The 22,173-nt window shown below is 71.9% G+C and carries 19 protein-coding genes and 2 riboswitches; of the genes, 8 read left to right on the forward strand and 11 right to left on the reverse strand.

All coding sequences use genetic code 11. From position 1 onward, the window contains the following. Nucleotides 1-16 precede the first annotated feature (16 nt). Complete coding sequence (locus tag ACZ52J_RS23835; protein WP_465621496.1) at nucleotides 17-451, reverse strand: SRPBCC family protein; 435 nt, start codon at nucleotides 449-451, stop codon at nucleotides 17-19. A gap of 335 nt (nucleotides 452-786) precedes the next feature. Here ACZ52J_RS23835 and ACZ52J_RS23840 point away from each other — a divergent pair, with 335 nt between their 5' ends. Beyond that, the gene (locus ACZ52J_RS23840) at nucleotides 787-2,580 is read left to right on the forward strand and encodes an AMP-dependent synthetase/ligase (RefSeq protein ID WP_465621498.1); all 1,794 of its coding nucleotides are present in this window, start codon (nucleotides 787-789) and stop codon (nucleotides 2,578-2,580) included. Nucleotides 2,581-2,663: 83 nt separating this feature from the next. Here the strand turns inward: ACZ52J_RS23840 and ACZ52J_RS23845 are convergent, their stop codons facing one another. Further along, nucleotides 2,664-3,800, reverse strand: a complete 1,137-nt coding sequence (locus ACZ52J_RS23845; protein WP_465621500.1) for a glycosyltransferase family 4 protein — start codon at nucleotides 3,798-3,800, stop codon at nucleotides 2,664-2,666. A 214-nt stretch (nucleotides 3,801-4,014) separates the two neighbouring features. Here ACZ52J_RS23845 and ACZ52J_RS23850 point away from each other — a divergent pair, with 214 nt between their 5' ends. Beyond that, nucleotides 4,015-5,385 (forward strand): glycosyltransferase 87 family protein, encoded by a 1,371-nt coding sequence (locus ACZ52J_RS23850; RefSeq protein ID WP_465621502.1) that lies wholly within the window; start codon nucleotides 4,015-4,017, stop codon nucleotides 5,383-5,385. Between the two features lie 58 nt (nucleotides 5,386-5,443). Here the strand turns inward: ACZ52J_RS23850 and ACZ52J_RS23855 are convergent, their stop codons facing one another. From ACZ52J_RS23855 to ACZ52J_RS23880, 6 genes are all read right to left on the reverse strand, one after another. Continuing rightward, nucleotides 5,444-6,466 carry a hypothetical protein gene (locus ACZ52J_RS23855; protein ID WP_465621504.1) on the reverse strand — a complete coding sequence of 341 codons (1,023 nt, stop codon included), beginning with the start codon at nucleotides 6,464-6,466 and terminating at the stop codon, nucleotides 5,444-5,446. 206 nt (nucleotides 6,467-6,672) lie between these two features. Continuing rightward, nucleotides 6,673-7,719: a C40 family peptidase gene (locus ACZ52J_RS23860; protein WP_465621506.1), complete on the reverse strand. Its 1,047-nt coding sequence runs from the start codon at nucleotides 7,717-7,719 to the stop codon at nucleotides 6,673-6,675. 226 nt (nucleotides 7,720-7,945) lie between these two features. Further along, nucleotides 7,946-9,079: a C40 family peptidase gene (locus tag ACZ52J_RS23865; protein ID WP_360492436.1), complete on the reverse strand. Its 1,134-nt coding sequence runs from the start codon at nucleotides 9,077-9,079 to the stop codon at nucleotides 7,946-7,948. Nucleotides 9,080-9,089: 10 nt separating this feature from the next. Beyond that, a riboswitch (cyclic di-AMP (ydaO/yuaA leader) is annotated at nucleotides 9,090-9,243 on the reverse strand. Nucleotides 9,244-9,580: 337 nt separating this feature from the next. Then, a complete protein-coding gene (locus ACZ52J_RS23870) occupies nucleotides 9,581-10,618 on the reverse strand; it encodes a C40 family peptidase (protein WP_360492439.1) in 1,038 nt (345 codons plus the stop codon). A 200-nt stretch (nucleotides 10,619-10,818) separates the two neighbouring features. After that, complete coding sequence (locus tag ACZ52J_RS23875; RefSeq protein WP_360493015.1) at nucleotides 10,819-12,120, reverse strand: NYN domain-containing protein; 1,302 nt, start codon at nucleotides 12,118-12,120, stop codon at nucleotides 10,819-10,821. Between the two features lie 340 nt (nucleotides 12,121-12,460). Further along, nucleotides 12,461-12,724: a hypothetical protein gene (locus ACZ52J_RS23880; RefSeq protein WP_360492442.1), complete on the reverse strand. Its 264-nt coding sequence runs from the start codon at nucleotides 12,722-12,724 to the stop codon at nucleotides 12,461-12,463. Nucleotides 12,725-12,926: 202 nt separating this feature from the next. On the opposite strand from ACZ52J_RS23880, the gene ACZ52J_RS23885 reads away from it, so the two are divergent. Together ACZ52J_RS23885 and ACZ52J_RS23890 are read left to right on the forward strand one after the other, a co-directional pair. Next, nucleotides 12,927-13,709: a rhomboid family intramembrane serine protease gene (locus ACZ52J_RS23885; RefSeq protein ID WP_465621509.1), complete on the forward strand. Its 783-nt coding sequence runs from the start codon at nucleotides 12,927-12,929 to the stop codon at nucleotides 13,707-13,709. A 41-nt stretch (nucleotides 13,710-13,750) separates the two neighbouring features. Further along, nucleotides 13,751-14,032, forward strand: a complete 282-nt coding sequence (locus tag ACZ52J_RS23890) for an Lrp/AsnC ligand binding domain-containing protein (protein WP_030240061.1) — start codon at nucleotides 13,751-13,753, stop codon at nucleotides 14,030-14,032. Between the two features lie 13 nt (nucleotides 14,033-14,045). Here ACZ52J_RS23890 and ACZ52J_RS23895 read toward each other — a convergent pair whose 3' ends face one another. The 3 genes from ACZ52J_RS23895 to ACZ52J_RS23905 all read right to left on the reverse strand — a co-directional run bounded on the left by ACZ52J_RS23895 (nucleotide 14,046) and on the right by ACZ52J_RS23905 (nucleotide 17,324). Next, a complete protein-coding gene (locus tag ACZ52J_RS23895) occupies nucleotides 14,046-15,422 on the reverse strand; it encodes an aminotransferase class V-fold PLP-dependent enzyme (protein ID WP_465621511.1) in 1,377 nt (458 codons plus the stop codon). Nucleotides 15,423-15,474: 52 nt separating this feature from the next. Beyond that, a riboswitch (SAM riboswitch) is annotated at nucleotides 15,475-15,594 on the reverse strand. A 107-nt stretch (nucleotides 15,595-15,701) separates the two neighbouring features. After that, complete coding sequence (gene trpD, locus ACZ52J_RS23900) at nucleotides 15,702-16,778, reverse strand: anthranilate phosphoribosyltransferase (protein ID WP_465621513.1); 1,077 nt, start codon at nucleotides 16,776-16,778, stop codon at nucleotides 15,702-15,704. Nucleotides 16,779-16,898: 120 nt separating this feature from the next. Further along, a complete protein-coding gene (locus ACZ52J_RS23905; RefSeq protein ID WP_360492454.1) occupies nucleotides 16,899-17,324 on the reverse strand; it encodes a response regulator in 426 nt (141 codons plus the stop codon). A 397-nt stretch (nucleotides 17,325-17,721) separates the two neighbouring features. On the opposite strand from ACZ52J_RS23905, the gene ctaE reads away from it, so the two are divergent. The 4 genes from ctaE to qcrB all read left to right on the forward strand — a co-directional run bounded on the left by ctaE (nucleotide 17,722) and on the right by qcrB (nucleotide 22,056). Then, nucleotides 17,722-18,342 (forward strand): aa3-type cytochrome oxidase subunit III, encoded by a 621-nt coding sequence (ctaE, locus tag ACZ52J_RS23910; RefSeq protein ID WP_196949465.1) that lies wholly within the window; start codon nucleotides 17,722-17,724, stop codon nucleotides 18,340-18,342. 188 nt (nucleotides 18,343-18,530) lie between these two features. Continuing rightward, on the forward strand, nucleotides 18,531-19,340 hold the full coding sequence (gene qcrC, locus ACZ52J_RS23915) for a cytochrome bc1 complex diheme cytochrome c subunit (protein WP_360492457.1): 810 nt from the start codon (nucleotides 18,531-18,533) through the stop codon (nucleotides 19,338-19,340). A gap of 8 nt (nucleotides 19,341-19,348) precedes the next feature. Then, entirely contained in the window at nucleotides 19,349-20,401 is a 1,053-nt protein-coding gene (qcrA, locus tag ACZ52J_RS23920) for a cytochrome bc1 complex Rieske iron-sulfur subunit (RefSeq protein ID WP_465621516.1), read from the forward strand. Then, on the forward strand, nucleotides 20,398-22,056 hold the full coding sequence (qcrB, locus tag ACZ52J_RS23925) for a cytochrome bc1 complex cytochrome b subunit (protein WP_465621518.1): 1,659 nt from the start codon (nucleotides 20,398-20,400) through the stop codon (nucleotides 22,054-22,056). The genes qcrA and qcrB overlap by 4 nt, the downstream gene beginning before the upstream one ends. The last annotated feature ends 117 nt before the right edge of the window (nucleotides 22,057-22,173 follow it).

Below are 22,173 nucleotides of genomic sequence, written 5' to 3' on the forward strand. Positions count from 1 at the left end.
GGCCCCGTTCCGCTCGTCAGCCCTCGACGCGCTTCTTCAGTCCGGCCAGCGCACGGTCGATGATGACCTTCTCGGCCTTGCGCTTGATCATGCCGAGCATCGGGATCTTGACGTCCACCGCGAGCTGGTAGGTCACCTCGGTACGGCCGCCGGCCAGCGGGGCGAGGGTGTACGAGCCGTCCAGCGAGCGGAGCATCTGGCTGCGGACGAGGGTCCAGCTGACCTCGCGGTCGCCGTCCCAGGTGTAGGCGAGGACGTGCTCGTCGCGGATGGCGCCGGCGTCGAGCAGCAGGCGGACCTGGGCGGCGCGGCCGGCCTCGCCGGTCTCCAGGACCTCGACCTCCTGGACCTCGCCGGTCCAGGCCGGGTAGGCGGCGAAGTCGGCGATCACGGCCATGACCGTGGCCGGGGTCGCGTCGATGGTGATGCTCGACCTGGTGTGCTCCGCCATGGAATGGCCCTCCGCGTCGTCCCTCTGCCTGCCGGTCCGTCCGGGGCGCGCTCGGCCCGGTCCGCCCGGAGCAGGCTATCGCGACCGGGGATCCGGTCGGCGGCGCGGGCGGTGTCCTGCGGGCGGCCGCGGGTCGGCGGGCGCCGGGCCTCGGGTGGGCTACCGGTCGGTCACCGTGGGGCTGCCGTAGGGTGCCATTCGAACGACCCGGTCACGGCCTGGTCGGACCCGGCCGGGTGTGACACTTCGAACACCGGGGCCGACCCCCCTGGTCGAAGCTGCCTACCGGGCAGTAACGTCCTGCCGTCCCGCAGCGTCGCGAACGAGGAGCAGTCTTGCTCGACTTCAGCCTTCCGGCCCTCTACCAGGTACCGAGCGGCGGTAACCTCTCCGACCTCGTGCACCAGAACGCCGAGCGGCACCCGGACGTCGTGGTCCTCAGCCGCAAGGTGGACGGCCAGTGGCAGGAGTTGACCGCTGCCCAGTTCCTGGTCGAGGTGCACGCCGCCGCGAAGGGCCTGATCGCCACCGGCATCCGCCCCGGCGACCGCGTGGCCATCATGTCCCGGACCCGGTACGAGTGGACGCTGCTGGACTTCGCGATCTGGTCGGCCGGCGCCATCACCGTGCCGGTGTACGAGACCTCCTCCCCCGAGCAGGTGGAGTGGATCCTCGGCGACTCCGGCGCGGTCGCCGTGCTCACCGAGACCGACCAGCACCGCAAGGTGGTCGAGGAGGTCCGCGGCCGTCTCCCGGAGCTGAAGCACACCTGGCAGATCGAGCAGGGCGCGATCGCCGCGCTGGCCGAGGCCGGCCGCGAGGTCTCCGACGAGACCGTCGCCGAGCACCGCTCGACCGCCGACTCCGACTCGATCGCGACCATCGTCTACACCTCGGGCACCACCGGCCGCCCGAAGGGCTGTCAGCTGACGCACGGCAACTTCCTCGCCGAGTGCGGCAACATCGTCGAGCGCCTGGCCCCGCTGTTCCGCACCGGCGAGAGCTCCGTCCTGCTCTTCCTGCCGCTGGCCCACGTGCTCGGCCGGATCGCCGAGATCGCCCCGGCGATGGCCCCGATCAACCTCGGCCACGTCTCCGACATCAAGGACGTCACCGCCGAGCTGGCCGCGTTCAAGCCGACCCTGATCCTGGGCGTGCCCAGAGTCTTCGAGAAGGTCTACAACACCGCGCGTGCCAAGGCCCAGGCCGACGGCAAGGGCAAGATCTTCGACAAGGCCGCCGAGACCGCGATCGCCTACAGCCGGGCGCTGGACGCGGGCGGCGCGGGCCTGGTCCTGCGGATCAAGCACGCGGTCTTCGACAAGCTGGTCTACAGCAAGCTGCGCGCCGCGCTCGGCGGCCGCGCCACCCACGCCATCTCCGGCGGCGCCCCGCTCGGCGAGCGCCTGGGCCACTTCTACCGGGGCATCGGCTTCACCGTCCTGGAGGGCTACGGCCTGACGGAGACCTGCGCGGCCACCGCCTTCAACCCGTGGGACAAGCCGAAGATCGGTACGGTCGGCCAGCCGGTGCCCGGCGCCTCGGTCCGGATCGCCGAGGACGGCGAGGTCTTCTTCAAGGGCCCGCACGTCTTCACCGGCTACTGGAACAACCCGCAGGCCACCGCCGACACGCTCAGGGACGGCTGGATGGCCACCGGCGACATCGGCTCGCTGGACTCCGAGGGCTACCTGACCATCACCGGCCGCAAGAAGGAGATCATCGTCACCGCCGGCGGCAAGAACGTCGCCCCGGCCGTGATCGAGGACCGGATCCGCGCCCACGCCCTGGTCGGCGAGGTCATGGTGGTCGGCGACCGCAAGCCCTTCATCGCCTGCCTGATCACCCTCGACCCGGACTTCTTCCCCAAGTGGAAGGAGCTCAACGGCAAGCCCGCCGCCGCCACCGTCGCCGACCTCGCCGAGGACCCGGACCTGCTGGCCGCCCTGCAGTCCGCGGTGGACGACGGCAACGCGGCCGTCTCGCACGCCGAGGCGGTCAAGAAGTTCCGCCTGCTGGACACCGAGTTCTCCGAGGAGAGCGGCCACCTGACGCCCTCGCTGAAGCTCAAGCGCAACCTCGTCCTGAAGGACCACGCGGCCGACATCGAGGCGCTCTACCAGAAGTGACCGCCGACGGGTAACCACCCTGAAGCAGACGCGGGGCCCGTCTCCCGGAAGGAGACGGGCCCCGCGTCGTGCGAAGACAGGCCCTACACCGCCAGCAGCGAGGTCAGCCGCCCGGCCAGCAGGTCCCAGCGCCACGAGCGCTCCACCCACCGCCGCCCGGCCTCGCCCATCCGCCGCCGCAGCTCCTCGTCGCGCAGCAGCCGCACGATCCGCTCGGCCGCCGCCGGGGCCGAGCCGCCGGGCACCACGTACCCGGTCTCGCCCTCCAGCACCGCGTCCGGCGCGCCCCCGGAGTCCCCCGCGACCACCGGCAGGCCGGTCGCCGAGGCCTCCAGGTAGACGATGCCCAGGCCCTCGACGTCCAGCCCCCCGCGCCGGGTCCGACACGGCATCGCGAAGACGTCACCGGCCCCGTAGTGGGCGGGCAGCTCCTCCCAGGGCACCGAGCCGGTGAACCGCACCGAGTCCCGTACGCCCGTGGCGTCCGCCAGCTTCTCCAGGTCCGCCCGGTACGGGCCGCCGCCGACGATCAGCAGCACCGCGTCCGGCACGTCGGCCAGGATCTGCGGCATCGCCTCGATCAGGGTGTCCTGCCCCTTGCGCGGCACCAGCCGGGAGACGCAGACCACCACCAGCCGGTCCGCCAGCCCGAGCCGACGGCGGACCTCGGCGCCCCCGGAGCCCGGGTGGAAGGTCGTCTCGTCCACGCCCGGCGGCAGCTGCACCATCCGGGCCGCGGCCTGCGGCCCGACCGCGGCGGCGATCCGGGAGCGGGTGTACTCGCCCAGGTAGGTCAGCACGTCGGTGCCCGCGCCGATCCGGCGCAGCAGCTGCCGGGAGCCCGGCAGCTGGGCCCAGGCGGCCTCGTGCCCGTGGGTCATGCCGAGCAGCCGCCCGGCCCCGGCCCGGCGCAGGGTGGGCGCCATCAGGCCGAGCGGGGCGGCGGCGCCGAACCAGACCGAGTCGCATTTCTCGGCGCGCAGGATCTCGGCGGCCCGCCGGGTGACCCTGGGTGTGGGAACCATCACCTTCGTCCGGTCCCGGATCACCGGGAACGGCTGCTCGGCGTCGAAGCGCCGCACCTCGCTGCCGTCGCGCCAGGTCGAGGCGTACACCACGATGCTTCCCGCGGGCTGACGGACGGCCATGTTGTGGACAAAGGCCTGGATACCCCCCGGACGGGGCGGGAAGTCATTGGTGACGATCAAGGTTCTGTGCATCAGGCCACGGCTCGCTCGGTCGGGGGGTGCTCGGTGTACCGCTGGGTGATCCGTACGATAGGTCAACACCATGACCCGCCGGGAACGGAACCGCGCACGGCAACCGTTTGACCCCCGGGTCAGTCCTAGTACCTAGGCCGCTGTGCACCACGGCCCGGGCGTCCGTCAGTACGACGCCTCCGGTGAGGACGTCCGAGACGAACGAGGGAGCGCAGTGGAATTGGCCCCGGCCACCGAGCCCGGTTCTTCGCGCGGCCGGCTCGGCCGCCCGCTCGGGGCGCTCGCCGCACTCGGCGCGACCTGGCTGGCCACCCGCACCGTACTGGTGCTGCTGATCACCGGCGTGCTGAAGTCACCCGGCGGCGATGTCACCGCCGACGTGTGGATGATCTACCACGCCTGGTACGGCGTGCTGCAGACCGGCACCTTCCCGTTCGACGACGTGACCTGGCAGTACCCGCCGGGCGCCGCCCTGGTGATCCTGCTGCCGGGCCTGCTGCCCTGGTCGTACCTGGTCTCGTTCTGGGTGGTCTGCGGGATCGCCGACGCCGCCGCGGCCGCGCTGCTGGTGCGGACCGGCCTGCGCCGGGGCCGGGCGCTGACCGGCGCCTGGATGTGGGTGGTGGGCGTTCCGCTGCTCGGCCCGATGATCTACAACCGCTTCGACATGATCGTCACCGCGGTCGCCCTGGCCGGCCTGCTGGCGCTGATCCGCCGTCCGGCGGTCGGCGGGCTGCTGCTGGGGCTAGGCGGCATCGTCAAGGTCTGGCCGCTGCTCGGCCTGATCGGCACCCCCTCCGGTCGCAGGACCCGCCGTTCCTGGACGCTGGCGGGGGCCACCGCCGTCTCGATCGGCTTCCTGCTCGCGGCCGGCATGAACGGCGCCTTCGACTTCCTGGCCTTCCAGAAGGACCGCGGCATCGAGGTCGAGTCGGTCGGCGCGCTGCCGCTGCACTTCGCCCGGATCGCCGGGGGCTGGGACGGCAAGGTCACCATGAACTACGGCTCCCCCGAGATGCTCGGACCGTGGGTCAGCGTGATCAGCAAGGTGATGATGGCCGGCACCGTGCTGGGGTTCCTCTGGCTGCTGCTGTGGCGCTTCACCTCCAAGCGCCGCAACGCGGCCACCATGTACGACGCGGCGCTGTGCGCGCTGCTGATCTTCGTGGTGACCAGCCGGGTGATCAGCCCGCAGTACCTGGTCTGGCTGATCGGCGTCGCGGCGGTCTGCCTGACCGTACGCGGCACCAGCCAGCGGCCCGTGGCGCTGCTGATCCTGATCGCCTGCCCGCTGACGCTGGTCGAGTTCCCGACGATGTTCACCCAGGTCCTGGCCAGCGACCCCTGCGCGATCACCGTGCTGGCCGCGCGCAACCTGCTGCTGCTGTCCGCCGCCGTGCTCTCCTGCGTCCGGCTCTGGCGCTCCACCCGCGGCGGGGCGCCGCTGCCCGCGACCGTGGTGCTGGACCGCGAGCCCGCCGCGCTGCCCGGCTCGGGCTACCCGGTGCGCCCGGGCATCGCGTACGAGCAGGACCTGCTGGACGGCATCGACCACCCGGGGACGCCGGCCGAGCAGCGGCGCTGAGCAGCGGCGCCGCTGCTCGGCACCGAGCGGGCCGTCGCCCCCCGGGGGGCACCGGGCCTCAGTCCTTCAGCGCCGCCACCTCGTCCAGCCAGAGCCGGGTGAACTCGGCCAGGCCGACACCCAGTTCGGCGCGCAGCAGCCGGTCCGTACGGCGCTCGCGGTCCTCGCCCTGCCCGTCGGCCGCGCCGATCGCCCGATAGAAGGCGACCAGCCGCTGCGGCCCGTAGCGGCCCGCGATCAGCTCGCAGGCCAGCCAGGACTGCTCGTAGGCCTGGGCGATGCCGGTGGCGCCGGCGGCGAAGTCCCGGTCGGCGGGCAGGTCGGCGGGCAGCCGCCCGGCGGCGACGTCCCGGGCCAGCTCGGGGGCGATCTGCCGCGGGACGCGGCCGGAGTCGCGGTAGGCGGTCCAGTCGGCGACGCCCTCGGAGAGCCACAGCGGTGTCCAGGCCCGGGTGTCGGACCTGGTCGCGACGTGGGTGGCCTCGTGCGTGATGACCACCTGTCGGCCGAAGTCGCTGAGCCGTCCGTACGCCTCGGGGTTGACCAGCACCCGGTCCGCCGGGGTGTGCCGGGGCGCGCCGGGGGCGGCCACGGTGACCGCCGCCATGCCCGCCCAGCCCGCCGGGTCGCCCTCCAGCAGCCGGGCGAACCGCTCCTCGGTACCGGGCAGTTCGAGCAGCAGCCGGCCGGGCCAGGCGCCGCCCCAGACCTCCTCGACGGCCGGTACCGCCCGGTCCCCGACCGCGACCAGCCCGGCCGGGTCGGGGCCGTCGGCCGACCCGAGCACCAGGCAGCGCGCGCCGACCGCCGACCGCCCCGCGCCGAAGTCCCACGGCGCCGGCGGCCCGCTCGCGCTCTCCTCGCGCTCGACCCGCCAGCCGTCCCCGGCCCGGGCCAGCTCGATCCGGCGCGGGTACACCACGGGGTAGTCGTCGTAGTCGGCGATCCGCACCGCCAGGTCGGCCGCGGCGGTCAGCCGGTCCGGCCCGCCGCCCGCGGCGAGCACCAGGTTGCGGTAGGCCGCCTCGGCCACCGGCAGCCCCGACCGGGCCGGCAGCGAGCGCGCCCGCTCCGCCAGCACCGCCGCCACCTCGCCGCGCCGGTCGGCCGCCTGGCGGGCCGGTGCCGCCGCCGGGGCGACCGGCGGCAGCGACAGCTGGGCCAGCCCGCCGGCCGCGAGCAGCAGCGCACCCCGCCGGGACAGCGTGCGGCGGGTCCTGTCCGTCGGGTGGGGGTCGTGGGGGCCCGCTATCGGGTGGGGGTCGTGGGGGCCGGGCGGCGACGCGCTCAGAGCCGGACCACCCCCGAGACCGGCATGGCGTTGACGCTCTCGTAGCGGACCTTGGCGCCCGGGTAGGGGGCGTGCACGATCACGCCACCGCCGGCGTACATGCCGACGTGGTGCATGTCCCGGTAGAAGATCACCAGGTCTCCCGGTCGCGCTTCGGAGAGGCTGATCCGCTGGCCGGCGTACGCCTGGGCCTGCGAGGTGCGCGGCAGGGTCACTCCGGCCTGCCGCCAGCTGTAGTACATCAGACCGGAGCAGTCGAACGCACGGGGCCCGGTGGCCCCGTAGACGTACGGCGCGCCGACCATCCGGACCGCGGCCGCCAGCGCGGCGGCCCCGCGCTCGGAGGCGGGCGGGGCGGAGCCGAGGTCCAGCCGGTCGGTGCCGCGGGTGGCGCGCTGCTCGGCGTCCCGGGCGTCCTGGGCGGTCATCCTGGCCCGCTCGACGGCGCCCAGGCCGTTGAGCAGCTTCTGTGCCGTGGTCAGCCGCTGCTGGATCTGCTGCTTGCTGTCGGCGAGCGAGCGGCGGGTCTGGTCCAGCTCGGCGAGCTTGCCGGCGGCCTCGGCGCGCCGTTGGTCGAGCCGGCGCTGGCGGGTGACCAGCTCGTGCAGCGTCTCCTGCTGCCGCTGCGTCGCCTGGCCCATGGTTCGGGCGCGGGCGAGGTAGTCCTCCGGGTCGGGGGACAGCATCAGCCGGGCGGTCTGGGTCATCCCGCCGCCGCGGTACTCGGCCCCGGCCACGGTCGCCAGGTCGCCGCGCAGCTCGTTGAGCTGGTCCTGGGCGACGGCGATCTCGCCCTGCAGGATCGTGGTCTCCCCCTGGAGCCGCCGCTGGGCCTCCTGGGCCGCGTTGTACCTCTCCGAAGCCTGCTCGGCCTCGTCGTAGAGCTGCTCGACCTGTGTCTTGACGTCCTTGCGGTCGGCCGGGTCCGGGCTGCCGGGGGCGGCGTGGGCGCTGCCGCCGGTCGCCATGCCGAGCGCGGTGGTGGCCGCCGCCGTCAGCACCAGCGCACGGACGAGCAGTTGGGAACGGCGGTGCACGGGCATGGTGGCAGCGGCTCCAATCCTGCGGCGCGGCCCCGCCGCCGCCCCACTGCGGGCGGTCGTCGAGCGGGAGTCCGGTGGCAGACGTTAGCGAGTCCGGGCAAGCGAGTCCAAACCCCTCCGGACCCGAATATTTGACCCGTAATCGGACATCAGCCCGAGCCGCCGAAAAAGCCGCAGGCCCGGCCTTCCGTGGAGGAAGACCGGGCCTGGAAGCGCCGAGTACGGATCAGACCCGCACGATGCTGGTCAGCGGCATGTTGGTGACGGCCTCGTAGCGGACCGAGGCACCCGGCTTGGGCGCGTGCAGCACCTGGCCGTTGCCGGCGTAGATGCCGACGTGGTGGGCGTCCCCGAAGAAGATCAGCAGGTCGCCGGGCTGGGCCTGGGACAGGTCGCTGCCGATCCGGGTGCCGGCGTGCGCCTGCTCCTGCGAGGTGCGCGGCAGCGAGACGCCGACCTGGTTGAACGCCCAGACCATCAGGCCGGAGCAGTCGAAGGAGGACGCGCCGGTGGCGCCCCACACGTACGGGCTGCCGACCTTGGAGGCGGCGGCGGAGAGCGCGGCTGCACCGCGCGAGCTGCCGGGGGCGACCGGCTTGGCGACCGGCGAGGCCGGGGCCGGGGCCGAGCCCGCGGAGAGGTCGGTGCGGCTGTTGTCGCGGGAGGCGCGGTCGGCGGCCTGCTGGGCCTTCACCGCGGCGTCGGCCTGGGCCTTGGCGTCGGCGGCGGCCTTCTCCTCGGCCGCGCGCAGCGCCTGGCGCTCCTGCTCGGTCAGGGTGTTGAGCAGGTCCTGGGCGGCCTTCAGCTTGTTCTGGACCTCGTCCTTGGAGGCCTTCAGCTGCTGGGTGGTCGACTCCAGCTCGGCGAGCTTGCCCTGGGCCTCGGTGCGGTCCTGGTCGAGCTTGCGCTGCTGCTCCTGGAGCACCTTCAGCTGGTTCTTCTGGGTGTCGCCGGCCTGGTTCAGCGCACCGGCCTGGTTGAGGAAGCTGTCCGGGCTGGACGAGAACATCAGCTGCACGGTCGGGGATATGCCGCCGTTGCGGTACTGCTCCCCGGCGATCTCGGCCAGGCCGCCCTGCAGGTCGGTCACCTGGTCCTGCTGACGGGCCACCTGGTCCTGCAGGCCGGAGACCTGCTTCTCCAGCGTCTGCTGCTTCTCCTGGGCGGCGTTGTACTGCTCGGTCGCCACCTCGGCCTGCTCGTTGAGCTGGTCGACCTGCTCCTTGACCTGGTCCTTGGTCGGCTGCGGGTCGGCGTGGGCGCCGGACTGCGCGGAGAGGGCGACGGCTGCGGCGGCGACACCGGTCAGGATCGAGACACGGGCGCGGCCGGCTGGCTTGGGACGACGATGGGACGCCACGAAGGCGGGCTCCTTCTTCCTACGTCCGCCTACCGGGTGAGCTGACGGGTTCGGGCCGGAAGCATGCCCTACGACGCCTCACGGCCGTTCCAGCGGCCGACCTGGCGCCGATTCACCCCGGAGGAACGTGGTTCCCCGGCTCCGCTGCGCAGCACCCCCGACTACTGGGCTCCCCTGTCGGGCAGTCGCTTCGACCTGCCCCGCTGCCTCGCGAACTCGACGGTAGCCACCGCCGCCACCCCGGCTGGGTGATCGACACTGCGATGGCTCGGTGCATGACCCTAGTAACTGAACCGTGATCGGTTCAAATCCTTGTCAGAAAAAAGACGGAAGATTACCCAAGTTCTTTTGTGAAAATGACCGATGGTAACCGCCGCCCCACGCAAGGCTGATCAGGTCTCACCCGATACTCGCGAAACGGTCGAAAACCCGAACGCCACCCCCGATCGGGGGTGGCGCGGATCACAGGGCTCGGGCGAACCCCTTCGGCGTGTCGGGCCGTCAGACCCGGCGGATGGTGTTGATCGGCATCGCGTCGGCCTTCATCACCTTCACCACGTCACCGGTGTGCGGCGCGTGGACCACCATGCCGTTGCCGATGTACATCGCGACGTGGTGCATGTCGGGGCCGTAGATGACCAGGTCGCCCGGCTGAGCCGCCGCCAGTCCGGGCACCGCGGTGCCGTAGTGGCCCTGCTCCTGCGAGGTGCGCGGCAGCGAGACGCCGGCCTGGCCGTACGACCAGACCATCAGGCCCGAGCAGTCGAAGGTGCTCGACCCGGTGGCGCCCCACACGTACGGCGAGCCCTGCTTGCTCATCGCCTTGGCGAGGGCCACGGCCGCGTAGCCACTGGCCGGCGGCAGGCTGCTCAGGTCGACCCGGTCGCTGCCGCGCGAGGCCCGGTCGTCCTGCGCCTGCTGGGCCTTCAGCGCGGTGCGCTCGGCGGCGCTCAGCGAGTTCATCAGGTCCTGGGCGGCCTTCAGCTTGGTGTTGACGTCCGCCTTGGCCTGGTTCAGGTCCTTGGTGGTGGTGTCGAGCGAGGCCAGCACGGCGGCCGCCTCGGTCTTCTCCTGGTCCAGCCGGCGCTGCTGGTCCAGCAGCCCCTTGAGCGCCTCCGCCTGGGTGGTGCTGGCCTGCTGGACGGTGGAGGCCTTCTCCAGGTAGCCGGACGGGTCGGAGGAGAGCATCAGCTGGACGGACGGGTCGATGCCGCCGGTGCGGTACTGCTCGCCCGCCACCTCGGCCAGGCCGGCCTGCAGCTGGGTCATCTGCTCCTGGCCGCGGGCCACCTGGTCCTGCAGCTGGTCGGCCTGCTTGCGCAGCTGCGTGGCCCGCTCCGTGGCGCCGTTGTACTTCTCTGCCGCCTGCTCCTGCTCTTGCTGGAGTTGGTCGATCTGCGCCTTGACGTCCGTTTTGTTCGGCTGCGGCGCGGCGTGCGCGGCTACCTGGGCGGAGAGTGCGACCGCGGTCGCAGCGGCCGCGGTGAGCACGGAGACCCGCGCGCGGCTCGGCTGCTTGGGACGGCGGTGGGAGGCCAAGGGACCGGCTCCTTCTTCCAACGGACTCACCCGATTGGATGAGATTCCGGAAAATAGGTTTGACGCCAGACCCTAGTGCGGATCTATCCGCTTTGCCACTCCCCCGAAGGCGTGAACTCTGTTTCCCACACCGACTTCACCGGACCCGCACACCACCACGGACCCAAGGCTGACCAGGAGTCATCCTACGCGGCCCGCGCTCAGGGCCGGGCCAGCCGGTTCAGCAGCAGCACCGAGGCGACCGGGCGCGCGCCCGCCTTCCGCACGCCCTCCGCGACCTCCCGGTCGGCGGAGACCACCACCACCGGACGGCCCTGCGGCTCGGCCCGCACCAGACGGCGAATCAGCTCGTCCGCGGTCTCCCCGGTCCGGCTGAACCGTACCCGGACCCCGCGCGGCGGTGCCATGATCACCGGAACGTCCAGGTCCTGCCCGTCGAACACACAGGTGACCTCCGCCTGGGTGCGCTGGGCCAGCATCGCCAGCCCGCCCAGCAACCGGATCCGCTGCTGCTCCAGCGGCAGCGTCGGATAGCCGGTCTTGGTCACGTTGTAGCCGTCCACCACCAGGTGCACCTGCGGGATCGCCAGCAGCTGGTCCAGCAGCGCCGGGTCGTCCTCGGCCAGCCCGCGCCGCGCCACGTCGTGCGGCGAGGCCGCCCCCGGCACCACCGCCTCCACCAGGTCCGCCGGGCGGATCTGGGAGACCGGCAGCGCCAGCTCCCGCTGCAGCCCCTGGGCCGACTGCAGCACGGTGTCCAGCAGCAGCCGCAGCCGCATGTCCTCGACGCTGCGTCCCTCGCGAGCCGACCGGCGGCCCTGCTCGGCGGCGTTCTCCAGCTCGGAGACCCGGTGCTTGAGCCGCCGCGCCTCGGTCTCGGCCGCACTGCGCTCGGCCGCGCCCTGCGCCTTCGCGGCCTCCAGCTCCCCGGCCAGGCGGCGCGCCTCGGCCTGCGCCCGGCGGGTGTCACTCTCCAGCGACCGCACCTTCTTGCGCAGCGACTCGGCCTCCCGCCGGACGCCCTCGAACTCCGCGCGCTGCCGCTCCAGGTCCGCCCGTGCGGCGGCCCGCACCTCGGCCAGCTCGGCCTGCAGCTTCTCCGCGAGCCGGGCCGCCTCCGCGGCCGCGTCCTCGGCGCCTGCCCGCTCGACCTCCTCGCCGACCTCGGCGACCAGCCGGCTCCAGCCCGCCGAACGCACCAGGTAGGCGGCGGCGGCGACGTCCATCGGATCGGCGGCGCCCGGGACACTGCCCGACTCCAGCGCCCTCACCAGGTCCGGCTGCCCCAGCCGCAGCCGCTCCGCTATCCGCACCCGGAACGCCGGCTCCGCCTCCAGCGCGGCCGCCAGCGCGGTGGCCGCGTACTTGGCGCGCCGCGCGGGGGTGAACTTCACGTACTGACGCAGGCTCTGCGGGAGCTCGCCCGGCGGCAGTCCGCCCAGCGCGTCCGAGGCCAGCCCGACCACGCGTCGGCGCACCCCCTCGGGCAGCGGCCGGTCCAGCTTCTCGGCGACGTGCTCCGACCCGGGCTCAGCGGACTCGGAGGGCTCAGGGGACTCAGAGGTGTCAGGGGTGTCTGGAGTGTCTGGGGTGTCTGGGGTGTCGGGCGCAGCGCTCTCCGCCGGTCCCGTCCCGGCGTCCGGCACCTGCTCCTGCGCAGCGGGCCGAAGCCCCTGCGCTTCGCCGGGCTCCTTCGCTGCGTCCACCACGTCCTCGGCTCCGATCCTGTTTCCGGCGGGTACGGCCGCGACCGCCCCCTGTCGTCACGCTCCGTGCGTCTTGTCTGTATTGTCCCGTGCGGCGGACGGGCGCGCGGCGCACCGCCCACCACACCGGCGGGGATCAGCCCTGCTCGGTCGGGGCCTCCGCGCCCTCGGCACCCGGGCGGGCCACCAGCTCGACCTGGTCCACGGCGTTGCACCAGCGGCAGCGCACCGACTCGATGGTCTCGCTCAGCACCTCGGTCTCCTCGACCTTGGAGTCGCCGGCCAGGTCGAAGTGCAGGAACTCGGTGACCCGCGCGCTGCGGGTGACATCGAACCGGGTGAGGTTGCCGCACAGCGTGCAGCGCCAGCGCGTCTCGGCGGTCAGGGCGGGGACGGTCATCGGGGGGTCCTCTCGGGTGGTCCCTGCGTGGGCCAGGCGCTCCCCCCGGAGCCCCGGCATCGGCGGCGGGAGGCGGGATTGCCCGCCCCAAGCCTATTGCCTGGGGCAACCATCGCGACCACCGGTCAGCGGAATAGCGGGGCTAGTCCACCTGCCGTAAACCGCCGTGTCACCTGCGGCGCCCGGAGGGATGCTTGGCCGCATGGCGCTCGCGGCCCCCGACCACACCGCCGAGCGGGGCGGCCGGCCGGAGGCGGCCGCCCCGGCGGTCACCTACGCCCTGATCGCGGTCAACACCCTGGTCTTCCTGCTCGGCCCGGCCGCCGGACTCAATCCGCTGTACGGCACCGGCCAGGCCCGGGTCTGCGCGGAGCAGCGGTACGAGCAGCGCTGGGGCGCCGTCCCGGCCGAACTGCTGACCGGGCGGCCGCTGACCGCCGCGCAGTTGACGGAGGCCCCCGACCCGGTCCCCGGCTGCCCGGCCGCCCCGACCCCGGGCAAGCACCCGGCGCTGTCCGCCCTCACCGGCCTCTTCCTGCACGCCGGCTGGCTGCACCTGCTGGGCAACCTGCTCTTCCTCCACGTCTTCGGCCCGGCCGTCGAACGGCGGCTGGGCCGGGCCCGGTACGCCGTCTTCTACCTGGCGGCCGGCAGCCTGGCCACGTACGGCTTCGCGCTCGCCGAGGCGCACGCGCCGGATTCCACCCGGGTGCTCATCGGAGCGTCCGGCGCGATCTCGGCCGTCCTGGGCGCCTATCTGCGCCTGCACCCGCGCGCCCGGGTGACCACCCTCGTCCCGCTGTTGTTCTTCCTGCCGCTGCGCTTCCCGGCCTGGCTGGTGCTCGGCCTCTGGTTCGCCCTGCAGTGGTGGTCGGTGCATTCGGCGGGCCCCGGGGTGGCCTACCTGGTCCACGTGATCGGCTTCTCGGCCGGCTTCCTCTACACCTGCACGGTGGTTCGCCACCCCTCGCGACGACCCGGCTGACGCCCGATACGCTGGCGGCACCCCACAAAGGAGCCCGAACAGTGATCACCGCCATCGTCCTGATCAAGACCAGTGTCGACCGCATCCCGGAGATCGCCGAGGCCATCGCCGCCATCGAGGGCGTCAGCGAGGTCTACTCGGTGACCGGCGGATACGACCTGGTGGCGATGGTCCGGGTGCGCCGCCACGACGACCTGGCCGAGGTCATCCCGGGCCGGCTCAACAAGGTCCCGGGCGTGGCCCACACCGAGACCCAGATCGCCTTCCGCACCTACTCCCAGCACGACCTGGAAGCCGCCTTCGCCCTCGGCCTGGACGAGTAGCGGGGCCGGGGCCTCAGCCCTCCCGGCGGGTGTCCACGACGCAACGCCCGCCCTCGTTGCGGTAGTTCCAGGCCGCGCCGTCCGTGACCAGCTCCCGAACGGCGGTCAGGAAGCGGTCGATGTGCTCGTCCGGCGTCCCGGCGCCGAAACTCACCCGGATCGCGTTCAGGCTGCGCTCGCCCGGCAGCGAGGGCTCCGGCGCACCGCACTCCGACGGCGGGGTGTCCTCGTCACCGAGCAGGGTCCGCACCAGCGGGTGGGCGCAGAACAGGCCGTCGCGCACCCCGATGCCGTACTCGGCGGACAGCGCGGCCGAGAAGTGCGAGCTGTTCCAGCCCCGGACGACGAAGGACAGCACGCCCACCCGGGCGGAGCCGGCGCCGAACAGGTTCAGCACCTTGACCTGGGGGATCCGCGCCAGCCCCGCGGTCAGCCGGTCGACCAGCTGCCGCTCGCGGGCCTCCAGCGCGTCGAAGCCGGCCTCGCTCAGCGCCCGGCAGGCCGAGGCGATCGCGTAGGCGCCGATGACGTTCGGCGAACCGGCCTCGTGCCGGGCCGGGCCGGTGTGCCACTGCACGGCCACCGAGCCGTCCGTCTCCCGGGCCACCGTGCGGGTTGCTCCGCCGCCGGCCAGGTACGGCTCGGCCGCGTCCAGCCAGTCCGCCCGGCCGGCCAGCACCCCGGCGCCGAACGGCGCGTAGATCTTGTGGCCGGAGAAGGCGATCCAGTCGACGTCCAGCTCGCGCACCGAGACCCGGTGGTGCGGGGCCAGCTGGGCGGCGTCCAGCACCACCCGGGCGCCGTGCCGGTGCGCGGTCTCGGTCAGCTCGGCGACCGGCCACAGCTCGCCGGTCACGTTGGAGGCGCCGGTGACGCAGAGCAGCTTGGGCCCCTCGGGCGCCTCGGTGAGCGCGGCGTCCAGGGCGGCCACCGCCTCGGCCCGCGAGCGCGGCGCGCGCAGGTAGGTGACGCCCAGTCCGGCGTGCGCCCAGGGCAGCAGCGAGGCGTGGTGCTCGGTCTCGAAGGCGAACACCCGGGTGCCGGCCGGAACGGCGCCGGCGAGCAGGTTGAGCGAGTCGGTGGTGGCCCGGGTGAAGACCACCTGGTCGCCCTCGCGCAGGTCGAGGAACTCGGCGACGGTGCGGCGGCTCTGCTCGAAGAGGTCGGTGGACAGCTGCGAGAGGTACCCGGCCCCGCGGTGCACGCTGCCGTAGTACGGCGCGTAGGCGGCGACGTCGTCCCACACCCGCTGCAGCGCCGGCGCGCTGGCCGCGTAGTCGAGCGCCGCGTAGCCGACCTTGTCACCGCTGGCGAGCGGGACCTGGACGTCGGCGCCGAGGACCGCGAGGGGGGTGCCGATCTCGGTGGCGATTTCGGTGGAGAGAGACATGAGGATGCACTCCTTCGGGGGTATGGGACCCCGGGAGTGCCAAATCGTCGGGCGTCCGCGCTTGCCGCACGGACGGTTTGCCGTGGCGACCCGGTCCTCACCCAGGGCACCCCGCCACGGACGGAGGGTTGCCGGACAGCAAGCTGGGGCTTTGGCGCTGTCACTCATGACCTGCCGAAGACTCTAGGTCGGGTCCAGCGGGTGGTCAAACGGGCATCCACCATCCGGACAGCCGGGGAGCCCGCGCCGGCGTACCGGCGCGGGCTCCCAACTACCGCTTCAGCTCCGGCTGGTGGCCTCCGACCAGCGCCGCAGCAGGTCCTGCGCGGCGCCCGAGTCGATGGCCTCCGCCGCCCGCGCCATGCCCGCCGCGAGCTGCTCCGCCAGCGGCGCGTCGCCCAGGTCGAGCGCGACCAGCGCCGCCGCCGTGTTCAGCAGGACGGCGTCCCGCACCGGCCCGCGCTCGCCCGCCAGCAGCCGGCGCGCGACCTCGGCGTTGTAGGCGGGGTCCCCGCCGCGCAGCGTCTCGATGCCGACCAGTTCGATGCCGACCTCCCGCGGGTCGAAGGAGGTCTCGGTGACCACCCCGTCGCGCACCACCCACACCCGCGAGGTGGTGGTGATGGTCAGCTCGTCCAGCCCGTCGTCGCCGCGGAAGACCAGCGCCGTCGAGCCGCGCCGGGCGAGCACGCCGGCGATCAGCCCGGCCAGCCGGGTGTCGAAGCAGCCGATGGCGTGGGAGGTGACCTTGGCCGGGTTGGTCAGCGGGCCGAGGATGTTGAAGGCCGTCGGCACCCCGAGGTCGCGCCGGGCGGTGGCGGCGTGCCGCATCGAGGGGTGGAACTTCGCCGCGAAGCAGAAGGTGAGTCCGACCTCCTCGGCGACCTGGGCGACCCGCCGGGCGGAGAGGTCCAGCGCCACGCCGAGCTTCGCCAGCACGTCCGAGGACCCGGTGGACGAGGAGGCGGCCCGGTTGCCGTGCTTGACCACCTTGGCGCCGGCGGCCGCCGCGACGATCGCCGACATCGTGGAGATGTTGACGGTCTTCGCCCGGTCGCCGCCGGTGCCGACGATGTCCACCGCCGGGCCGGGGATCTCCAGCGGTTCGGCGTGCGCGTACATCGCGTCCACCAGACCGGTGACCTCGTCGACCGTCTCGCCCTTGGCCCGCAGCGCGATCATGAAGCCGGCCACCTGGGCGGGGGACGCCTCGCCGCTCATGATCCGGTCCATCGCCCACGCGGTGGACGAGCGGTCGAGGTCCTCCCCCCGCAACAGCGCCGCCAGGATGTCCGGCCAGGAGCGGACCACCTGCGCGGGGTCGCTACCGCCGTTCGCAGGGTTCACGTTCACCATGGCTGACTCCAGCTGTTGTCGGTTCCCCCGCTCCGGGGGACGTCCGTACGGTTGGGAGCCAGCCTATCCAGCGGCGGGGCGCCTACGGCCCTGTCTTCTCTAGTACTGAGACACCGCCGCTCAGCGGCCGGCCGGAGCCCGCTTCGCCAGCCGTGCCCGCAGCAGGGTGGCGACCGCCTCGGCCAGCGCCACCGGGTCCACCGGTCGGGAGATCGCGGCATCGGCCCGGCTCCAGGCGGCGAGCCAGGAGTCCTGCGGCCGGCCGATCAGCACCAGCACCGGCGGGCAGCCGTAGATCTCGTCCTTCAACTGGCGCCCGAGCCCCAGCCCGCCGGCCGGGACCGCCTCGCCGTCCAGCACGCAGAGGTCCACGCCGCCCTTCTCCAGTGCCTTGAGCACCGCGGGGGTGGTCGCGCACTCCAGGTAGGACAGCTCGGGAAGATCCTCGGCAGGCCGGCGGCCGAGCGCCGTCAGCACCTGCTCGCGGGTGTTGCGATCGTCGCTGTAGACGAGGACGGTGAGCGTCTCATCGGTCGTGTACGCCATGGACCCTGCTCCCTCAAGTGTGATCCGGACCACGTTCGCCTGATCCGGATGCTACTCCCGATCACCCTCCGCCGAGGGCCCCTCGCGCACGTTCCTGCTCAAGGCGCCGCGCCCTGGTCTCACCCGCCTGGAGGACGGCCCGTCACCCGGGCCCGCCCGGTCCACCCGTACGGCCGACCCCGGCCTCTCCCCCCCTACCTCCCGCGGCTACTCCGACCGTGCGGCGACGCGCCGGGCAACGGGGTCGTAGGCTGCCCCGAGGAACCGTCAGAAAAGGGACACGCCGCTGCTCAGCCCCCATCCGGGCACCCCGTCGCCCCCCAAGCGGGCATACCGCACGCACCGGACACTCCGAGGGACACCCCCCGGCGTGAAGACGGAATAAGGGACCGACATAATGTCCGTCGTGGCGACAGCAACAGCAGTAGAAACCGGGCACGCGCACGGATCGGTCAACCGGCCGAACATGGTCAGCGTCGGAACGATCGTCTGGCTCAGTTCCGAGTTGATGTTCTTCGCGGCCCTCTTCGCGATGTACTTCACGCTCCGCTCCGTCAAGGGAGCCGAGTTCTGGACCGAGAAGGCTCACGCCCTCAACGTGCCGTTCTCCTCGGTCAACACCACCGTCCTGGTGCTCTCCTCACTCACCTGCCAGCTCGGCGTGTTCGCCGCCGAGCGCGGTGACGTGAAGAAGCTCCGCATGTGGTTCATCATCACGTTCATGATGGGCGCGGTCTTCATCGGCGGCCAGGTCTTCGAGTACACCGAGCTGGTCAAGAAGGACGGCCTGTCGCTGTCCTCCGACCCGTACGGCACGGTGTTCTACCTGACCACCGGCTTCCACGGCCTGCACGTGACGGGTGGTCTGATCGCCTTCCTGCTGGTCCTGGGACGGACGTACGCAGCCAAGCGCTTCACGCACGAGCAGGCCACCGCCGCGATCGTCGTGTCGTACTACTGGCACTTCGTCGACGTCGTGTGGATCGGCCTGTTCGCGACCATCTACCTGATCAAGTAACCAGCTGATCAGGTCGCTGGCCACCGGCTGCGGCCCCCGCCCTCACCGGCGACGGGCCGCTTCTGCCGGTGCCGACGCTCCCACCGACCGACCGCGCGCGCAGCCCTTAGACAGGCAGCCTCGTGCCGGCCAGACCGGCCGCCGGGTGCACCCACCAGTCGACCAGATCCTGACACCGGGGTTATTCCGTGAAAAAGCTCTCCGCACGACGGCGCCACCCATTGGCGGCGCTGGTCGTCCTACTTCTCGCCCTGGCGGCAACCGGGGGGCTGTACGCCGCGTTCGCTCCCGCCGACAAGGCGCAGGCCGACGTCGCCGCGCAGTCGCTCGCGATCGATGAGGGCAAGAAGCTCTTCGCCGTCGGTTGCTCCTCCTGTCACGGCCTGAACGGCCAGGGCGGCAGTGACGGTCCTAGCCTGGTCGGCGTCGGCTCCGCCTCCGTCGACTTCCAGGTCGGTACCGGCCGCATGCCGGCCCAGCAGCCCGGCGCCCAGGTGCCGCGCAAGAAGAACATCTACACGCAGGCCGAGATCGACCAGCTCGCCGCCTTCGTGGCCTCCCTCGGTCCCGGCCCGGTGACCCCGAAGGAGGAGCAGTACACCTCGACCAACCCGGAGGACATCTCCAAGGGTGGCGAGCTGTTCCGCACCAACTGCGCCCAGTGCCACAACTTCGCCGGCCAGGGTGGTGCCCTGACCAAGGGCAAGTACGCCCCGTCGCTGGAGGGCGTGGACGCCAAGCACATCTACGAGGCCATGCAGACCGGCCCGCAGCAGATGCCGTCGTTCCCGGACACCACCATGCCCGAGGAGCAGAAGAAGCAGATCGTGGCCTTCGTCCGCCACACCACCAGCGAAGAGCCCAACCCCGGCGGTCTCACGCTCGGCAGCCTCGGTCCGGTGACCGAGGGCCTGTTCGGCTGGATCTTCGGTCTTGGCACGCTCATCGCGGTCGCGATCTGGGTCGCCGCCCACACCACCAAGGCCAAGAAGTCATGAGCCACGACATGTCAGAAGAGAAGCTCCCGGAGTCGCACGGCTCCGCCGGCGAGGTCGCCGACCACGGCAACCCCTTCGCCGACCCGGGCCTGCCGGCCCACGAGCCCCGTCGCACCGACATCGACGAGCGGGCCGCGCAGCGGGCCGAGCGCCAGGTGTCGCTGATGTTCGTGATCTCGATGCTCGCCACCGTCGGCTTCATCGCCTCGTACGTGGCCATCGACCCGGACAAGATCGTCTACATCTTCCCGCTGGGCAAGGTCAGCGCGATGAACTTCGCGCTGGGCCTGACCCTGGGCGTCGCCCTCTTCATGATCGGCGCGGGCGCGGTCCACTGGGCCCGCACCCTGATGTCGGACGTCGAGCTGCCGGCCGAGCGTCACCCGATCGAGGCCTCCGACGAGGTCCGCGCGGACGTCATCGACCAGTTCAAGACCGGTGCCGCCGAGTCCGGCTTCGGCCGCCGCAAGATGATCCGCAACACCCTCATCGGTTCGATGGCGCTGGTCCCGCTCTCCGGCGTGGTCCTGCTCCGCGACCTCGGCCCGCTCCCGGAGAAGAAGCTCCAGGAGACCGGCTGGAAGGAGGCGACCCCGGCCAAGCCGCTGCCGCTCGTCAACATGAACACCCTGCAGCCGATGAAGCCCGAGGACATCGCCATCGGTTCGCTGACCTTCGCCATGCCGGAGGGCCTGTCCACGCACGACGAGGACTTCCAGCAGCGGATCGCCAAGGACGCCCTGATGCTGGTGCGCATCGCGCCGGACGACATCAAGGACGACAAGTCCAGGGAGCTGGGCTTCGAGGGCATCCTCGCCTACTCCAAGATCTGCACCCACGTCGGCTGCCCGATCAGCCTGTACGAGCAGCAGACCCACCACGCGCTCTGCCCCTGCCACCAGTCGACCTTCGACCTGGCGGACGGCGCGCGCGTCATCTTCGGCCCGGCCGGTCACCCCCTGCCGCAGCTGAAGATCACCACTGACGACAAGGGCAACCTGGTCGCCACCGGCGACTTCGCGAAGCCTGTCGGCCCGAGCTTCTGGGAGCGTGCTCGATGAGTAGCGCGAGCAGCACCACCACCGGTGCCGCCAAGCCTTCCAGTACGCGTGCCAAGCCCACCAACAAGTGGGAAGCCGCGGCTGACTGGACGGACGGCCGGCTGGGGATCTACTCCCTCGCCAAGGCCAACCTGCGGAAGATCTTCCCGGACCACTGGTCCTTCATGCTGGGCGAGATCTGCCTCTACACGTTCGTCATCATCATCCTGACCGGTGTCTACCTGACGCTGTTCTTCAAGCCGTCGATGGCCGAGGTCGTCTACAACGGCTCGTACGTGCCGCTCAAGGGCATCGGGATGTCCGAGGCGTACGCCTCGACGATGAACATCAGCTTCGAGGTCCGCGGCGGTCTGCTGATCCGTCAGATCCACCACTGGGCCGCCCTGGTCTTCGTGGCCGCGATGCTCGTGCACATGATGCGCGTGTTCTTCACCGGCGCGTTCCGCAAGCCGCGTGAGATCAACTGGGTCTTCGGCTTCCTGCTGCTGGTCCTGGGCATGTTCGACGGCTTCTTCGGCTACTCGCTGCCGGACGACCTGCTGTCGGGTACCGGTATCCGCTTCATGGAAGGCGCGATCCTCGCCGTCCCGCTGGTGGGCACCTACGTCCAGATGTTCCTTTACGGGGGCGAGTTCCCCGGCACCGACATCATCCCGCGGTTCTTCACGATCCACGTGCTGCTGATCCCGGGCATCATGCTCGGCCTGCTGGTGGCGCACCTGATCCTGGTCTTCTACCACAAGCACACCCAGTGGGCGGGCCCGGGCAAGACCGAGAAGAACGTCGTCGGCATGCCGCTGATGCCGGTCTACATGGCCAAGGCCGGTGGCTTCTTCTTCCTGGTGTTCGGCATCATCGCCGCCATGTCGGCGATCGCCTCGATCAACCCGATCTGGGCGTACGGACCGTACCGTCCCGACCAGGTGTCCACCGACGCCCAGCCGGACTGGTACATGGGCTTCTCCGAGGGCCTGATCCGTGTCATGCCGGGCTGGGAGATCAGCCTGTGGGGCCACACCCTGAACCTGGGTGTGTTCGTCCCGCTGATGATCTTCCCGCTGGTCCTGGTCGCGATCGCGGTCTACCCGTTCGTCGAGGGCTGGATCACCGGTGACAAGCGCGAGCACCACATCCTGGACCGTCCGCGCAACGCCCCGGTCCGCACCGCCCTGGGTGCCGCCTGGATCAGCCTGTACCTGGTGCTGCTGATCGGTGGTGGCAACGACCTGTTCGCCACCCACCTGCACCTGTCGCTCAACGCGATCACCTACTTCGTCCGCGTCGGCTTCTTCGCCGTCCCGGTGATCGTCTTCATCATCACCAAGCGCTGGTGCCTCGGCCTCCAGCGCCGTGACAAGGAGAAGGTGCTGCACGGCCGCGAGACGGGTGTCATCAAGCGCCTGCCGCACGGCGAGTTCATCGAGGTGCACGCCCAGCTGCCGCAGAAGGACCTGCACAAGCTCACCGCGCACGAGCAGATCCAGCCGGTCCAGCTGCCGGCCCAGACGGACGAGAACGGCGTGGCCCGCAAGGCCGGCGTCGTCACCCGCACCCGGGCCAAGCTGTCCCGCGGCTTCTACGGCGAGGGCAGCCAGATCCCCAAGCCGACCGCCGAGGAGCACCACGAGATCACCAGCGGCCACGGCCACCACTGATCCCGTACCCGCGTCACCCCGAGGGCCGCTGACCAGAGTTCATCTGGTCAGCGGCCCTCGGGCTTTTCCGTATCCTCCGGTTCCGTACCCGCCGTCGCCCTCGCCCTCAGGAGCTTC

This window comes from Kitasatospora sp. NPDC034035, from assembly GCF_055575755.1.

Bases quoted from the DNA above. Each gene is read 5' to 3' on its own strand.
- ACZ52J_RS23880 (WP_360492442.1), bottom strand. From the start codon at position 12,724: ATGACCGTCCCCGCCCTGACCGCCGAGACGCGCTGGCGCTGCACGCTG.
- qcrB (WP_465621518.1), top strand. From the start codon at position 20,398: ATGAGTAGCGCGAGCAGCACCACCACCGGTGCCGCCAAGCCTTCCAGT.
- ACZ52J_RS23895 (WP_465621511.1), bottom strand. From the start codon at position 15,422: ATGTCTCTCTCCACCGAAATCGCCACCGAGATCGGCACCCCCCTCGCG.
- qcrA (WP_465621516.1), top strand. From the start codon at position 19,349: ATGTCAGAAGAGAAGCTCCCGGAGTCGCACGGCTCCGCCGGCGAGGTC.
- ACZ52J_RS23905 (WP_360492454.1), bottom strand. From the start codon at position 17,324: ATGGCGTACACGACCGATGAGACGCTCACCGTCCTCGTCTACAGCGAC.
- ctaE (WP_196949465.1), top strand. From the start codon at position 17,722: ATGTCCGTCGTGGCGACAGCAACAGCAGTAGAAACCGGGCACGCGCAC.
- ACZ52J_RS23885 (WP_465621509.1), top strand. From the start codon at position 12,927: ATGGCGCTCGCGGCCCCCGACCACACCGCCGAGCGGGGCGGCCGGCCG.
- ACZ52J_RS23860 (WP_465621506.1), bottom strand. From the start codon at position 7,719: ATGCCCGTGCACCGCCGTTCCCAACTGCTCGTCCGTGCGCTGGTGCTG.
- ACZ52J_RS23845 (WP_465621500.1), bottom strand. From the start codon at position 3,800: ATGCACAGAACCTTGATCGTCACCAATGACTTCCCGCCCCGTCCGGGG.
- trpD (WP_465621513.1), bottom strand. From the start codon at position 16,778: ATGGTGAACGTGAACCCTGCGAACGGCGGTAGCGACCCCGCGCAGGTG.
- ACZ52J_RS23835 (WP_465621496.1), bottom strand. From the start codon at position 451: ATGGCGGAGCACACCAGGTCGAGCATCACCATCGACGCGACCCCGGCC.